At 62.5% G+C, this 13,038-nt stretch carries 14 protein-coding genes and 1 other RNA gene; 10 read left to right on the top strand and 5 right to left on the bottom strand.

Annotated elements, in window-relative coordinates; genetic code table 11:
* Positions 1–369 precede the first annotated feature (369 nt).
* Positions 370–1,350 carry a LysR family transcriptional regulator gene (locus tag ACR9ZC_RS09905; protein ID WP_481580144.1) on the top strand — a complete coding sequence of 327 codons (981 nt, stop codon included), beginning with the start codon at positions 370–372 and terminating at the stop codon, positions 1,348–1,350.
* A gap of 6 nt (positions 1,351–1,356) precedes the next feature.
* Here ACR9ZC_RS09905 and ACR9ZC_RS09910 read toward each other — a convergent pair whose 3' ends face one another.
* Entirely contained in the window at positions 1,357–2,046 is a 690-nt protein-coding gene (locus tag ACR9ZC_RS09910; RefSeq protein ID WP_481580145.1) for a hypothetical protein, read from the bottom strand.
* 699 nt (positions 2,047–2,745) lie between these two features.
* Positions 2,746–2,931, bottom strand: coding sequence for a hypothetical protein (locus ACR9ZC_RS09915; RefSeq protein ID WP_481580146.1), 186 nt, complete (start codon positions 2,929–2,931; stop codon positions 2,746–2,748).
* Between the two features lie 21 nt (positions 2,932–2,952).
* On the opposite strand from ACR9ZC_RS09915, the gene ACR9ZC_RS09920 reads away from it, so the two are divergent.
* The 5 genes from ACR9ZC_RS09920 to ACR9ZC_RS09940 all read left to right on the top strand — a co-directional run bounded on the left by ACR9ZC_RS09920 (position 2,953) and on the right by ACR9ZC_RS09940 (position 7,595).
* The gene (locus tag ACR9ZC_RS09920) at positions 2,953–4,257 is read left to right on the top strand and encodes a Glu/Leu/Phe/Val family dehydrogenase (RefSeq protein WP_331568710.1); all 1,305 of its coding nucleotides are present in this window, start codon (positions 2,953–2,955) and stop codon (positions 4,255–4,257) included.
* Between the two features lie 221 nt (positions 4,258–4,478).
* Complete coding sequence (locus ACR9ZC_RS09925; RefSeq protein WP_331568709.1) at positions 4,479–5,375, top strand: glutamate/aspartate ABC transporter substrate-binding protein; 897 nt, start codon at positions 4,479–4,481, stop codon at positions 5,373–5,375.
* Positions 5,376–5,455: 80 nt separating this feature from the next.
* A complete protein-coding gene (locus tag ACR9ZC_RS09930; protein ID WP_331568708.1) occupies positions 5,456–6,196 on the top strand; it encodes an amino acid ABC transporter permease in 741 nt (246 codons plus the stop codon).
* Positions 6,196–6,873, top strand: a complete 678-nt coding sequence (gene gltK / locus ACR9ZC_RS09935; protein WP_173255284.1) for a glutamate/aspartate ABC transporter permease GltK — start codon at positions 6,196–6,198, stop codon at positions 6,871–6,873. The genes ACR9ZC_RS09930 and gltK overlap by 1 nt, the downstream gene beginning before the upstream one ends.
* Positions 6,870–7,595, top strand: a complete 726-nt coding sequence (locus ACR9ZC_RS09940) for an amino acid ABC transporter ATP-binding protein (RefSeq protein WP_173255283.1) — start codon at positions 6,870–6,872, stop codon at positions 7,593–7,595. Before gltK ends, ACR9ZC_RS09940 begins: the two co-directional genes overlap by 4 nt.
* A 10-nt stretch (positions 7,596–7,605) precedes the next feature.
* On the opposite strand, the gene ACR9ZC_RS09945 is transcribed toward ACR9ZC_RS09940, so the two are convergent.
* Positions 7,606–8,514, bottom strand: coding sequence for a class II glutamine amidotransferase (locus ACR9ZC_RS09945; RefSeq protein WP_481580147.1), 909 nt, complete (start codon positions 8,512–8,514; stop codon positions 7,606–7,608).
* 224 nt (positions 8,515–8,738) lie between these two features.
* Here ACR9ZC_RS09945 and pyrC point away from each other — a divergent pair, with 224 nt between their 5' ends.
* The 3 genes from pyrC to rnpB all read left to right on the top strand — a co-directional run bounded on the left by pyrC (position 8,739) and on the right by rnpB (position 11,140).
* Positions 8,739–9,803 carry a dihydroorotase gene (pyrC, locus tag ACR9ZC_RS09950; RefSeq protein WP_481580148.1) on the top strand — a complete coding sequence of 355 codons (1,065 nt, stop codon included), beginning with the start codon at positions 8,739–8,741 and terminating at the stop codon, positions 9,801–9,803.
* 42 nt (positions 9,804–9,845) lie between these two features.
* Positions 9,846–10,709: a DUF3025 domain-containing protein gene (locus ACR9ZC_RS09955; protein WP_481580149.1), complete on the top strand. Its 864-nt coding sequence runs from the start codon at positions 9,846–9,848 to the stop codon at positions 10,707–10,709.
* A gap of 13 nt (positions 10,710–10,722) precedes the next feature.
* Positions 10,723–11,140: RNase P RNA component class A (gene rnpB, locus ACR9ZC_RS09960), an RNA gene on the top strand.
* Positions 11,141–11,439: 299 nt separating this feature from the next.
* On the opposite strand, the gene ACR9ZC_RS09965 is transcribed toward rnpB, so the two are convergent.
* Positions 11,440–11,595, bottom strand: a complete 156-nt coding sequence (locus ACR9ZC_RS09965) for a hypothetical protein (protein WP_481580150.1) — start codon at positions 11,593–11,595, stop codon at positions 11,440–11,442.
* 174 nt (positions 11,596–11,769) lie between these two features.
* Positions 11,770–12,192 (bottom strand): OsmC family protein, encoded by a 423-nt coding sequence (locus ACR9ZC_RS09970; RefSeq protein ID WP_481580151.1) that lies wholly within the window; start codon positions 12,190–12,192, stop codon positions 11,770–11,772.
* 412 nt (positions 12,193–12,604) lie between these two features.
* On the opposite strand from ACR9ZC_RS09970, the gene rplM reads away from it, so the two are divergent.
* On the top strand, positions 12,605–13,033 hold the full coding sequence (gene rplM, locus ACR9ZC_RS09975; protein ID WP_173255277.1) for a 50S ribosomal protein L13: 429 nt from the start codon (positions 12,605–12,607) through the stop codon (positions 13,031–13,033).
* The last annotated feature ends 5 nt before the right edge of the window (positions 13,034–13,038 follow it).

The raw sequence follows: 13,038 nt of genomic DNA on the forward strand, positions 1-13,038 counted from the left end.
GATCGGAGAAAGATGCGCCTTGTTATTTTGCAGTGCAGCGCGACGGCGTTGTTACGCAAGGCCCGTGCCATATCGCCGCATCACCGCAGGCATGGTCGCGCGAGGCGCGGGAGGCTCGGGCGGTGCGAACGCAGGGCGGGACGCAGGCGCAACGGCGCACCTCGGCTGCACTGGTGCGCGGCCCCAGCCATGCGCACCTGGCGTGCGCAATCGGCACTGCACCCGTGCGTGGCGCGCGCCCCGATGGTGCGCCGCGCCAATCTTCTACACAAATCGGCAGCTCCCAGGGGCAGGGGCGCGACGGAGCGGATACCGGCGCCAGTACAATGCGAGGCGTTGCCGCCGCGGCGGTGTTTGCCCGATGCTCGTATGGAATTGAAATGGCTCGAGGATTTCGTCTCGTTGGCGGAGACGCGCAGCTTCAGCCGCTCGGCCGAGCTGCGGCATGTGACGCAGCCTGCGTTTTCGCGGCGCATCCAGGCGCTCGAGGCGTGGCTCGGCACTGAGCTCATCGACCGCTCGGTCTATCCGACGCGACTCACGCAGGCCGGCGAGGTGTTCTACGAGCAGGCGCTCGCGATGCTTTCGCAGATGCACGAAGCGAGAATCGTGCTGCGCGGGCATATAGGCGCTCCGGCGGCGACGATCGAATTCGCCGTGCCGCACACGCTGTCGCTCACCTATTTCCCGCATTGGCTGCAGCGTATCGAGGCCCGCATGGGGCCGGTGCATACGCGGCTGCGGGCGCTGAACGTGCATGATGCCGTGCTGTCGCTCGTCGAAGGCGGGTGCGATCTCGTCATGGGCTATCACCATCCGAGCCATCCTGTCGCGCTCGATCCGGGCCGCTACGACATGCTGACGCTCGGCTTTGAGCCGATCAGCCCGTTCTCGGCGCCGGTGCGCGCGGGCCGTCCCCGGTACCAGTTGCCCGGCACACCCGAGACGCCGGTGCCTTACCTGTCCTATACGCAGAACGCGTATCTGGGGCGGATGACAGAGGTGATTGTCGCCAAGGCACCGGAGCGGCTTTATCTGGACCGCATCTATGAGACGGACATGGCCGAAGCGCTGAAGGCCATGGCCATCGCCGGACACGGCGTCGCGTTCCTGCCGCATAGCGCAGTGGAGGACGCCGTGGCGGCGGGCGCGCTGGTGCGGCTCGATCGCCCGGCGCGCGGCGTGGCGGCGGACCGTTTCACCCTGACGATGGAGATCCGCCTTTACCGTGACAAGCTTGCCGTTGCCGGCGAGGATCCGCGCCATGCGCTCGTGCGGCGGTTATGGGATGTCGTGGCGAACGAGTTGGAGGCACAAGCAAGTACCCCCCCGAGGTCGCTCGGGACTTGATGCGCGTCACAGGCCGTTGCGGGGAAGCGGCAGTATGTCCGTGGGGGTCAAGCCGTATGCCCCGGCGGCTACGTTCAATGGAACGCCGTGTCGCTGCGCGTACCAGATAATGGGACCCCGGGCGCAGATCTCGTTCAGATCGCGCCGGGCATCCTCGGGAACCATGAATCGATCGGGCCGTGCCAGGTCGCGCGCAACAGCCAATTGCATGACGCAGTGCATGACCGCAGCCGGTGGCAAACCGAATTTTCCGGCGATCGCCATATGCGTCTCAGGCTGACTGAGCTTCTGCCTGAGCTCATGACGTACCGGGCCGTTCATTGCGGCGGCCACAAGCCCGCTTTGATCCGCGATGCGCCCTGTCTCGTCCATAATGCGAATGTCGTAACGTTGCGAGACGTACAGCAGGTTCGCTCCGCTGCGCACTTCGTGGCCCGCCGGCCCATTTTCCACCGCATAAGCCTCCAGCCGCGCACGGTCGGTATCGGGAAGCCGAAGCACTGAGAGGACGTCGCCGATCGGGTACCCTCGTTCGACTGCGGAATGGCTCAGTTCGGTCATGACAGCGGCGCCCGCTACGCGATGCTTGCTTGAGATGAGTTGAATGTTCCCTTCCGAGAAATTGCTGCTCGTTTCGATTTCGCGCGCCGCTGCCCGCGCCCGGAGCCACCTTTCGCCGTCGGCGCCGACACCCATTCGCCGCGCAATTTCACCCGGGGAAACGCCCCTCTCGAGTGCCCAGCGTGCCGGCCCCCGAAGCGCCGCCTGTTCGATGTCGGGCATCAATGCGGCAATCCTCTCGTCTGGATATCCCGCTGTTTGCAACGCTCGCCGCAGATGATCGTCCGTGTCCGCGATCGACATGCCATGAGTGAAAATGAGGCCTTGGGCAGCTTTGGCCAGCAGCTTTTGGATATTGACCGGATGCTCGATTCCGAACCGGCTGATGACCTGGACGACGTTGGCCCCGCTTGCATACGCCGCTTGCCCAGCCGGTCCCTCCACCGAATGGAGTTCGAGGTCGTAACGTTCGAACGGATGAAAGATCCCGGCCTTATTTGCGACCTCCCGCACATTCTTTCCGGAAACAACCGCTCTTTCCGGACTATTGATGCTGAGCCCGGATTGCCTTATGCGGTTGCCCGCGTCTCGCGTCGCCTGTCGAGTTTTCGATCCCAGCGTCGCGGCGATCTCGCGAAGTCCGGCTCCGACGCTGCCCCACTGCGGCTGTCCCGGCATATAGGCGGGCGGCGGCGGTGGCGCATTCGGCGGGCTCGGGAAGGTGCCGCCTGGTTGCGGATATCCCGGTGGCGTTGTCGGGGGAATCCACTGGCCTCCGCCCGGACCGTTGGTAGTCGTCATGGCCGCTCCTCGATCTGTTCATTGGCTTGCTTTTTAGCAGCGACGACGCGTCGAGGCGTCGGCTGCAGCGAAGAATGCGCCTGGAATCCGCACCGCCGTGTCTGAGAACGCGGCGATAAAGGTGGCGACGCGCAGTGCAGACGTTATGCAAAAAACACATAACGCAATGACCATACGGCATTGGATTTCAAAAAGCGGTTTTCCGACAATGGCGCTCATTCCGTGACCGTTGGAGTCTTCATGTCATCGCCACTGCCGTCAGACGCACTTACGCAATCCATCCCTTCGTATCTGCATGCTGATGATCTGGGTCCCTGGGGCAATTACCTGCGTCAGGTCGACCGCGTCGCGCCGTATCTCGGCTCGCTTTCCCGCTGGATCGAAACCCTCAAGCGCCCCAAGCGCATCTTGATCGTCGATGTGCCGATCGAGCTCGACAACGGCACCGTCGCGCATTTCGAAGGCTATCGCGTTCAACACAATGTCTCGCGCGGCCCGGGGAAGGGCGGCGTGCGCTATCACCAGGATGTCACGCTCTCGGAAGTCATGGCGCTGTCCGCCTGGATGTCGGTGAAGAACGCAGCCGTGAACGTTCCCTACGGCGGCGCGAAAGGCGGCATCCGCGTCGATCCGCGCAAGCTTTCGCGCGGCGAACTCGAGCGGGTCACGCGTCGCTACACGAGCGAGATCGGCATCATCATCGGGCCGAATACCGATATCCCCGCGCCGGACGTCAATACGAACGAGCAGATCATGGCGTGGATGATGGACACGTACTCGATGAACCAGGGCCAAACGGCCACTGGCGTCGTGACGGGCAAACCGATCACGCTGGGCGGCTCGCTGGGCCGCCGCGAAGCGACCGGGCGCGGCGTGTTCGTGGTGGGTACGGAAGCCGCGCGCCGGGTGGGCTTGAGCATCGAAGGCGCGCGCGTGGCCGTGCAGGGCTTCGGCAACGTGGGCGGCATCGCGGCGCGCCTGTTCCAGGAAGCCGGCGCCAAGGTAATTTCGGTGCAGGATCACACTGGCGCGCTGCATCGGGCGAGCGGTATCGATACAGTCGCGCTGCTCGAGCATGTGGCGAAAACCGGCGGCGTCGGCGGCTTCACGGGTGCGGACCCGGTCAGCAGCGACGAATTCTGGACGATCGAGACCGATATCCTGATCCCTGCCGCGCTCGAAAACCAGATCACCGAGAAAAACGCGGCCAGGATCAAGACGAAGATCGTCGTCGAAGGTGCGAACGGTCCGACGACGACCGCGGCGGACGACATCCTCCACGACAAGGGCGTGCTGGTCATCCCTGATGTCGTGGCCAACGCCGGCGGCGTGACCGTGTCGTACTTCGAATGGGTGCAGGATTTCTCGAGCTTTTTCTGGACCGAAGACGAGATCAACCAGCGCCTCGAGCGCGTCATGCGCGAGGCGTTCAACGCCGTCTGGCAGGTGGCGAGCGAAAACAAGGTTTCGATGCGCACCGCGGCGTTCATCGTGGCGTGCAAGCGCATCCTGATGGCGCGTGAAATGCGCGGGCTTTACCCCTGATACCGGTTATCCCGGGAAGCTTTTCCCCTGTTGTCCGGCATGCCGCGCACGAGGCGGCGCTGCCGGCACCTCGACGCGGGCGACATCGATCGGTGTCGCCCGTTTCCTCGTCCAAGCGGGCACGAGACTCGCCGTGCGAAAAGGCATTTGCGCAAATCCGATGCTTTCAAAAAGGTAACTTGATACACTGGCGCCGGTTCAGGCCAAAGGAGATCGCCACAATGAAGATCAAGAAGACAGCTGTATTGTTTGCCGCCGTATGCACCCTCGTCGCAGGCAGCGCGTTCGCGCAAGACTCGGGCACGCTGAAAAAAATCAAGGACACGGGCGTTATCGCGCTCGGCCACCGCGAATCGTCGATTCCGTTTTCCTACTACGACGAGAAGCAAGACGTCGTAGGCTACGCGCGCGACGTTCAGATGGCGGTCGTCGATGCGGTCAAAAAGAAGCTCAACATGCCGAACCTGCAGGTGAAGAATATCCCGGTCACCTCGCAAAACCGTATTCCGCTCGTGCAGAACGGCACCGTCGATATCGAATGCGGCTCGACGACGAACAACAAGGAGCGTCAGCAGCAAGCCGCCTTCTCGGATACGTTCTTCGTGATCGGCACGCGGCTCATGACGAAAAAGGATTCGGGCATCAAGGATTTCGACGATCTGAAGGGCAAAACCGTCGTGACGACGGCTGGTACCACGTCCGAGCGTCTGCTGCGCAAGATGAATCAGGACAAGAACATGGGGATGAACATCATCAGCGCGAAGGATCATGGCGATTCGTTCCATACGCTGGAATCGGGCCGTGCCGTCGCGTTCATGATGGACGATGCGCTGCTCGCGGGCGAGCGCGCCAAAGCGCACAATCCGGGCGAGTGGGTGATCGTCGGCACGCCGCAGTCGCGTGAAGCGTATGGCTGCATGATGCGCAAGGACGATCCGGCATTCAAGAAGGTCGTCGACGATGCGATCGCCAAGTTCGAAACATCGGGCGAGGCGGACAAGAGCTACAAGAAGTGGTTCGAATCGCCGATTCCGCCGAAGGGGCTCAATCTGAACTTCCCGGAAAGCGAGGACATGAAGGCGCTGTTCAAGAACCCGAACGACAAAGCGATCGATTGATCGGCACATCCGCATCGGTTGGAAGTTGAATCGAACGGAAGGGGCCTCGCTCCTTCCGTTCTTTTCGTTGGAGTCTCATCATGTCCTATCACTGGAACTGGGGCGTTTTGCTTCAGCCCGTGTCGACCGGCGAACCGACGACCTATCTCGGGTGGCTGCTTTCCGGCATGCGCGTGACGGTGACCGTGTCGCTGTCCGCCTGGGTGATCGCCCTCATCGTCGGTTCGATCGTCGGTGTGTTGCGCACGGTGCCTAACCGTCCGCTATCGGGTTTCGCGACCGGCTATGTCGCGGTCTTCCGTAACGTCCCGCTCATCGTCCAGTTTTTTATCTGGTATCTCGTCGTTCCCGAGTTGTTGCCCGTTTCGATCGGCACGTGGTTCAAACAGTTGCCGCCCAGCGCGCAATTCTTTTCGTCGTCCATCATCTGTCTCGGCTTGTTCACCTCCGCGCGCGTGTGCGAGCAGGTTCGATCCGGCATCGAGGCGTTGCCGCGCGGGCAGCGTGCCGCGGGTCTCGCGCTCGGGCTCACGCAATGGCAGACGTACCGTTACGTGCTGTTGCCGGTGGCCTACCGGATCATCGTGCCGCCGTTGACCTCCGAGTTCCTCAATGTCTTCAAGAACTCGGCCGTGGCCTCGACGATCGGCCTGCTCGATCTCTCGGCGCAAGCCCGGCAACTCGTCGACTATACGGCACAGACCTACGAGTCGTTCATCGCGGTCACGCTCGCTTATGTCGTCATCAACCTGGTCGTCATGGGCATCATGCGCTTCATCGAACATAAGAGCCGCCTGCCCGGCTATATCGGAGGCAAGTGATGCATCAATTCGATTGGAGCAGCATAGCGGGGGCGTTGCCGACGCTGTGGAGCGGGGCCATCGTCACGCTCGAGATCACGGTGCTTGCGATTGTCGTCGGCATCGTGTGGGGCACCGTGCTCGCGCTGATGCGCCTGTCGGGCGTCGCCCCGCTCGGCTGGTTCGCGAGGGGCTATGTGACGGTATTCCGTTCGATTCCGCTCGTCATGGTGCTGCTGTGGTTCTTCCTGATCGTGCCGCAGTTCCTCCAAAGCGTGCTCGGGCTGTCGGCCAACATCGACATTCGGCTCGCCTCGGCCATGGTGGCGTTCTCCCTGTTCGAGGCCGCCTACTACTCGGAAATCATCCGTGCCGGGATTCAGTCGGTCTCACGCGGGCAGGTCAACGCATCGTTCGCGCTCGGCATGACTTACGGGCAGTCGATGCGCTACATCATCCTGCCGCAGGCGTTTCGCGCGATGGTGCCGCTGCTGCTCACGCAGGCGATCGTGCTCTTTCAGGACACGTCGCTCGTGTATGTGATCAGCCTCGCGGACTTTTTCCGCACGGCTACCAACATCGGCGATCGCGACGGCACGATGGTCGAGATGGTACTGTTCGCGGGCGCGGTTTATTTCGTAATTTGTACGCTGGCGTCGAGCCTGGTCAAAGTACTCCGTAAAAAGGTCGCAAGATGATTTCGATCAAGAACGTTTCGAAGTGGTACGGGCAATTCCAGGTGCTCACCGATTGCACGACCGAAGTGAAAAAAGGCGAGGTTGTGGTCGTATGCGGGCCGTCGGGCTCGGGAAAATCGACGCTCATCAAGACGGTCAATGGCCTCGAGCCGTTTCAGCAGGGCGATATCGTCGTCAACGGGCAGTCGCTGAACGACAAGGGCACGAACCTCTCGAAGCTCCGCGCCAAGGTCGGCATGGTGTTTCAGCATTTCGAGCTCTTCCCGCATCTGTCGATCACCGAGAATCTGACGCTTGCGCAAATGAAGGTGCTCGGCCGATCGAAGGACGAGGCGAGGGTGAAGGGCCTGAAGCTGCTCGATCGCGTCGGCCTGCAGGCACACGCCGACAAGTACCCTGGCCAGCTCTCGGGCGGTCAGCAGCAGCGTGTGGCGATCGCGCGAGCGTTGTCGATGGATCCCGTCGCCATGCTGTTCGACGAGCCGACTTCGGCGCTTGACCCCGAAATGATCAACGAGGTGCTCGACGTGATGGTCGAGCTCGCGCGCGAAGGCATGACCATGATGTGCGTGACGCACGAAATGGGATTTGCGAAGAAAGTCGCGCACCGCGTGATCTTCATGGATCGGGGCGCGATAGTCGAGGACGATCGCAAGGAGGATTTCTTCGCGAATCCGAAATCGGATCGCGCGAAGGACTTTCTCGCGAAGATTCTGCATTGACCGCTAGCCGTTACGACTCGTACGCGGCGATGTCGTCCGCTTCGGCGGCCAGATCGCCGCCCGCGGCAGCGATCCTCGCACTCGGAGCAGTGGGATCGCACGCGGGGTTGCGTGCTTTTTCGAGCACTGACGGCGGCACCGGGATATGGGCCCGCGCGGCTACATCGCCATCCTGGAACATCAGCAGATCGCCCGGCTCGAACGCCGTCCAAATCTCGTTGTCCGTCAGCGGCTGAGTCGCGATCACCGCGACGCGGTCTTCCGGCGTCGTGTATTGCGCGAAGTCGATCGACATATCGGCGTCGATGAGATGCGCCGTCGAGAACGGCCAGCGGCGCACGAGGTAATGCAGGTGCGTCGAGCAGTGAGCGAACAGCGCCTGCCCGTTCGACATCAGGAAATTGAACACGCCGTAATTCGTGACTTCGCGGGTGAGCGCGGTGAGCGCCGCGAACAGATCGTGCAACGGTGGCTGCGCGCATGGAAATGCCTGACGCAGGCCCTGCATGATCGCGCAAAAGGCGAGTTCGCTATCGGTCGTACCTACCGGCTGATAGACACCTGTCAGCGTCGGCCGATAGCCCGCAAGATCGCCGTTGTGCGCGAATATCCAATGCCGCCCCCAGAGTTCACGCATGAAAGGGTGACAGTTTTCGAGCAGGATGTGCCCTTGCGTGGCTTTGCGGATATGGGCGATCGTGTTTTTCGATTTGATCGGATATCGCTTGACCATCTCGGCGATCGGCGAGGTGGCCGACGATTGATGATCGATGAAAAGTCGGCAGGCCTTGTCCTCGAAAAACGCGATGCCCCAGCCGTCGGCATGATGGTCGGTGACGCCGCCACGCGCCGCGAAGCCGGTGAAGGAGAACGTGACGTCCGTCGGCGCGGCGCAGTTCATTCCAAGAAGTTGGCACATGGTACGAGGGCGTGCGGTACGGGCGAGCCGTTTGACGGACCCGCTACAATATATTGTTTGAAGCATATACCGAGCCGCTGACCGAAAAAAGCTAAATCAGTGGCCTGGCGCGGCCCGGCGTTGCGGTTTTTCCACGTTCGTGCGGGTGTCGATATGCCCATTGTTGCTCTTGGCCGCCCCTCGAGGGGCGCCGCTTTTCTCCTGTTTTCCGTTCTGCCGCTGCCATGACTGTCTCTTCGAATTCCTTGCCCGACTCGTTGACCTTTGCCCGCCCCGACGACTGGCATCTGCATCTGCGTGACGGCGCGATGCTTGCCGCGGTGCTGCCGCATACCGCGCGCCAGTTCGGCCGGGCCATCGTCATGCCGAACCTGAAGCCCCCGGTGACGACGACCGAGGCCGCGCGCAGTTATCGCGAGCGCATCCTGGGTGCGCTGCCCGAAGGCGCCGCCTTCGAACCGCTGATGACGCTGTATCTGACCGACAACACGCCAGCAGACGAAATCCGGCGGGCCAGGGAAAGCGGTTTCGTGCACGGCGTGAAGCTTTATCCCGCAGGGGCGACGACCAATTCGGACGCTGGCGTCACCGATCTGGGCAAGTGCGCAAAAACGCTCGAAGCGATGCAGGAACTCGGCATGCCGCTGCTCGTGCATGGCGAGGTGACCGATCCGTCGATCGACCTGTTCGATCGGGAAAAGGTGTTCATCGATCGCGTCATGATCCCGCTGCGGCGCGATTTTCCCGCGCTCAAAGTGGTGTTCGAACACATCACGACCCAGGATGCCGCCGATTACGTGCGCGACGACGGTGCGGCCGACGGCCAGCTTGGCGCTACGATCACGGCTCACCACCTGCTTTACAACCGCAACGCCATTTTTCAAGGTGGCATCCGGCCGCATTATTACTGCCTGCCTGTGCTCAAGCGCGAAACCCACCGTCGTGCCCTCGTGGCCGCGGCGACGTCGGGCAATCCGCGGTTTTTTCTCGGGACCGACAGCGCCCCCCATGCGAAGGGGGCGAAGGAACATGCTTGCGGCTGCGCCGGCTGCTACACCGCGTTGCACGCGCTCGAGCTCTACGCCGAGGCGTTCGAGCAGGCGGACGCGCTCGATAAGCTCGAGGGGTTCGCAAGCTTTTTCGGCGCCGACTTCTACGGTCTGCCGCGCAACACCGCAAAAGTAACGCTCACGCGCGAGCGGTGGGCGTTGCCGGCCGAATTCGATGCGGGCGACGCTTCCGTCGTGCCGTTGCGCGGCGGCGAGGAAATCGGCTGGCGGCTTGCCTGAGGTGGGCCGGCGCTCGAATGACGACTCGCCGATGATCCCGGGATGAGCCTGCTTGCGAACGGCGTCGCCCCGAGCGCGCCCGCGTTCGCGGGTTTCGATCGCATCGACTGGGCGGCGCCCTGGCTTGCGCCGTGCGCCGAACGCGGCGCGCGTTGGCAGCGCATGGCGATCGAGCGCCCGGAAGCCTATCTCGCGGCGCTACAGCAAGACGCCGCCGCAGCCGGCCATCGAACGGGACGGGGCGAGGCGCTCACGTTCATCGCTCAGGCGGATTTGCCGCCGGGAAGTGCGTACGAAGCGCATATCGCCGCGACCGGCCGCGTACCGACGCGGGAGAATCTGCACGACTTCTTCAATGCACTGATGTGGTTCACCTATCCGCGCGTGAAGGCCACGCTCAACGCGCGGCAGGCGCGGATCATTGCGCGCGACGGCGTGAGTGCGAGGCGCGGGGCGGAACGCGACGCACTGACGCTTTTCGACGAGAACGCCGCGCTGTTCGTCGCGGCCGACGCCGAGCTTCGGGATGCGCTCACCGGATTCGATTGGCGGCGGCTGTTCGTGACCGATCGTACGGCATGGGGCCAGCGATGCGCGGTGCGCCTCTTTGGCCATGCGCTGCAGGAAAAACTGATCGCGCCCTACAAGGCGTGTACGGCTCACGCCTGGATCGTCGACGCTCCCGAGGCCTATTTTTCGTGGACCGCGGCGCGGCAGACCGAGTGGCTCGACGCGACGGTTGCCGATGCGCTCGTGGAGGCGCCGCTTTCCAGCCGCATGTTCGCTCCGCTACCGGTCCTTGGTGTGCCGGGGTGGTGGCCGGCCAATGCGGAGCCGGCGTTTTACGACGATGAGCGCGTATTTCGCCGCGGGCGTCGCGCGGAGCGGCAGTCCCGCGCGTGCTAAACTTCCCGGTTGCAAAGCAGGCTAGGCAGTCGCGGCCGTTTCCGGCGTAAGCCGTCGACGGGCGAGGAAAGTCCGGACTCCATAGGGCAGGGTGATGGCTAACGGCCATCCGTGGCGACACGCGGAACAGGGCAACAGAAAGCAAACCGCCGATGGCCCGGCGAAAGCCGGGATCAGGTAAGGGTGAAACGGTGCGGTAAGAGCGCACCGCGGCTGCGGCGACGCAGTCCGGCACGGTAACCTCCACCCGGAGCAATTCCAAATAGGCAGGCACGCATCCTCGGATGCAAGCGGGGCCCCCGTCTCGCCTGCGGGTAGGAAGCTCGAGCGCGTCAGCAATGGCGCGCCTAGAGGAATGACTGCCACGCGTGTGACGCGCCGCAAGGCGCGTCGCGCGTGCACAGAATCCGGCTTACCGGCTTACTTTGCCGATCGACGCGAAGGGCGGCACCCGTTGTCAGGGTGCCGCCTTTTTCTTTTACGCCAGAGTGAGCACCATCCTGCGGATGTAAGTCCCGACGGTCACTTGGACCTCCTCTGATGCCGCGGATGAAAAGCCCGCGTGTAAAATGCGGCAAGTCCCGTGCGGGCTTACCAATAACAACATTTCCTGAGAGACTTCCTATGCCAATGCAATGTGGTGCCGCTGACGGCGCACGCCGCGCGGAACGGTGACACTTGTCTTTGACTGGGGGCTGGGGGGCTCCGTGACCCTTGGGGCACATCCCGATCAGAGCTTGATGAAGCCCGTGCCGACGCCTGTCACGATCTCGACCGCGAGGCCCGCGCATTCGATTTCCTCCACGATGTTCGCGACCGTACGGCCCAGTTCCACCGCGGCTGCGGCAAGTGCGTCGACGTTGTCGGGATGGTCGGCGACTACCATCAACTGCCCGGGCCCGGCGTACGCGCGCTGCGAATGAGCCGGCGCATCTTGTTCTTGCCGACGACGGGCGAAGTCACGAGGACGCCCGGAATGCCTGCCTCGACCATGATTTCAGCTTCGCCGAGCTCAGCGCATTCGCGCGCCGCTCAATAAGGCGAAATGACGCGATCGTCCTTACTGCTCCACAATCTCGAAGGAGTGCGTCAATTCGGCCGTCTTGGCGAGCATGTTCGACGCCGAGCAATACTTGTCGTGCGACAGGTTGATGGCCCGCTCGACCGTGGCCGGGTTCAGATTCTTCCCCGTCACCGTGAAGTGGAAGTGAATGCTCGTGAAGACCTTCGGATCGACGCTCGCACGCTCCGCCTTCAGCGTCACCGAGCATCCGGCGATCTCCTGACGGCTCTTTTTCAGGATCATGACGACGTCATAGGCCGTGCAGCCGCCCGTGCCGAGCAGAACCATTTCCATCGGCCGCGGGGCCAGATTGCGGCCGCCGCCCTCGGGGGCGCCATCCATCATGGCCAGATGCCCACTGCCGGTCTCGGCGGCGAACGCCATGCCGTCAGGCCCCATCCAGCTCACCTTGCATTCCATGTCCAGGCTCCCGCGCAGTCAAAAGAAGAGCGCATTGTAGCCTCGCCCGAACGCTGCCGCTCCGCGCGGAATCGCACGCCGCGCGATATCGATATATCGTATCGTGAGATGCGATTTCGCGATGCAAATTTTCTTGCGCGATGGGGTGATCCTCTGTACAATACGACTCATTGGTTGCCATGCTTGTTCGGCAATCTCCGCATGTCTCCTCCACCCTCCTCCTTAGGTGGATTAAGCCCGAGCCGAGTGTTCGGGCTTTTTTTTGACGTGTCGCCTTGAATTCCTTTATAATTCAGGGCTTTTCCGCATCCATGCCCGCGGGAGAAGAACAGGGAGAGCCTGCGCCGCGTCTCGATACGCAACTATCCAAGCAGGAATGAAAGCAAGGGCAGGTCACAATTTTGGATCGATCATGAAGACATTTTCCGCGAAAGCCGAAGAGGTAAAGCGCGAATGGTACGTGATTGACGCGACGGATAAGGTTCTCGGCCGTGTCGCCAGCGAAGTGGCACGCCGTCTTCGCGGCAAGCACAAGCCTGAGTTCACCCCGCACGTCGACACTGGTGATTTCATCATCGTCATCAACGCTGGCAAGCTGAAGGTGACGGGCAACAAAAACACCGACAAGAAGTACTACCGCCACTCGGGCTACCCGGGCGGTATCTACGAAACGACGTTCGGCAAGATGCAGGAGCGTTTCCCGGGCCGTGCGCTCGAGAAAGCGGTCAAGGGTATGCTGCCGAAGGGCCCGCTTGGCTATGCAATGATCAAGAAGCTGAAGGTCTACGCCGAAGCGACGCATCCGCATACGGCTCAGCAGCCGCAAGCGCTCGAGATCTAAGGGGA

This window comes from Trinickia sp. HAY1-2D (assembly GCF_056754935.1).

Coding starts and splice junctions, on each gene's coding strand:
- pyrC (WP_481580148.1), top strand. CDS start 8,739: ATGACTGTCTCTTCGAATTCCTTGCCCGACTCGTTGACCTTTGCCCGC.
- ACR9ZC_RS09910 (WP_481580145.1), bottom strand. CDS start 2,046: ATGGGTGTCGGCGCCGACGGCGAAAGGTGGCTCCGGGCGCGGGCAGCG.
- gltK (WP_173255284.1), top strand. CDS start 6,196: ATGCATCAATTCGATTGGAGCAGCATAGCGGGGGCGTTGCCGACGCTG.
- ACR9ZC_RS09955 (WP_481580149.1), top strand. CDS start 9,846: ATGAGCCTGCTTGCGAACGGCGTCGCCCCGAGCGCGCCCGCGTTCGCG.
- ACR9ZC_RS09905 (WP_481580144.1), top strand. CDS start 370: ATGGAATTGAAATGGCTCGAGGATTTCGTCTCGTTGGCGGAGACGCGC.
- ACR9ZC_RS09930 (WP_331568708.1), top strand. CDS start 5,456: ATGTCCTATCACTGGAACTGGGGCGTTTTGCTTCAGCCCGTGTCGACC.
- rplM (WP_173255277.1), top strand. CDS start 12,605: ATGAAGACATTTTCCGCGAAAGCCGAAGAGGTAAAGCGCGAATGGTAC.
- ACR9ZC_RS09920 (WP_331568710.1), top strand. CDS start 2,953: ATGTCATCGCCACTGCCGTCAGACGCACTTACGCAATCCATCCCTTCG.
- ACR9ZC_RS09940 (WP_173255283.1), top strand. CDS start 6,870: ATGATTTCGATCAAGAACGTTTCGAAGTGGTACGGGCAATTCCAGGTG.
- ACR9ZC_RS09925 (WP_331568709.1), top strand. CDS start 4,479: ATGAAGATCAAGAAGACAGCTGTATTGTTTGCCGCCGTATGCACCCTC.
- ACR9ZC_RS09945 (WP_481580147.1), bottom strand. CDS start 8,514: ATGTGCCAACTTCTTGGAATGAACTGCGCCGCGCCGACGGACGTCACG.
- ACR9ZC_RS09915 (WP_481580146.1), bottom strand. CDS start 2,931: ATGAGCGCCATTGTCGGAAAACCGCTTTTTGAAATCCAATGCCGTATG.
- ACR9ZC_RS09965 (WP_481580150.1), bottom strand. CDS start 11,595: ATGGTAGTCGCCGACCATCCCGACAACGTCGACGCACTTGCCGCAGCC.
- ACR9ZC_RS09970 (WP_481580151.1), bottom strand. CDS start 12,192: ATGGAATGCAAGGTGAGCTGGATGGGGCCTGACGGCATGGCGTTCGCC.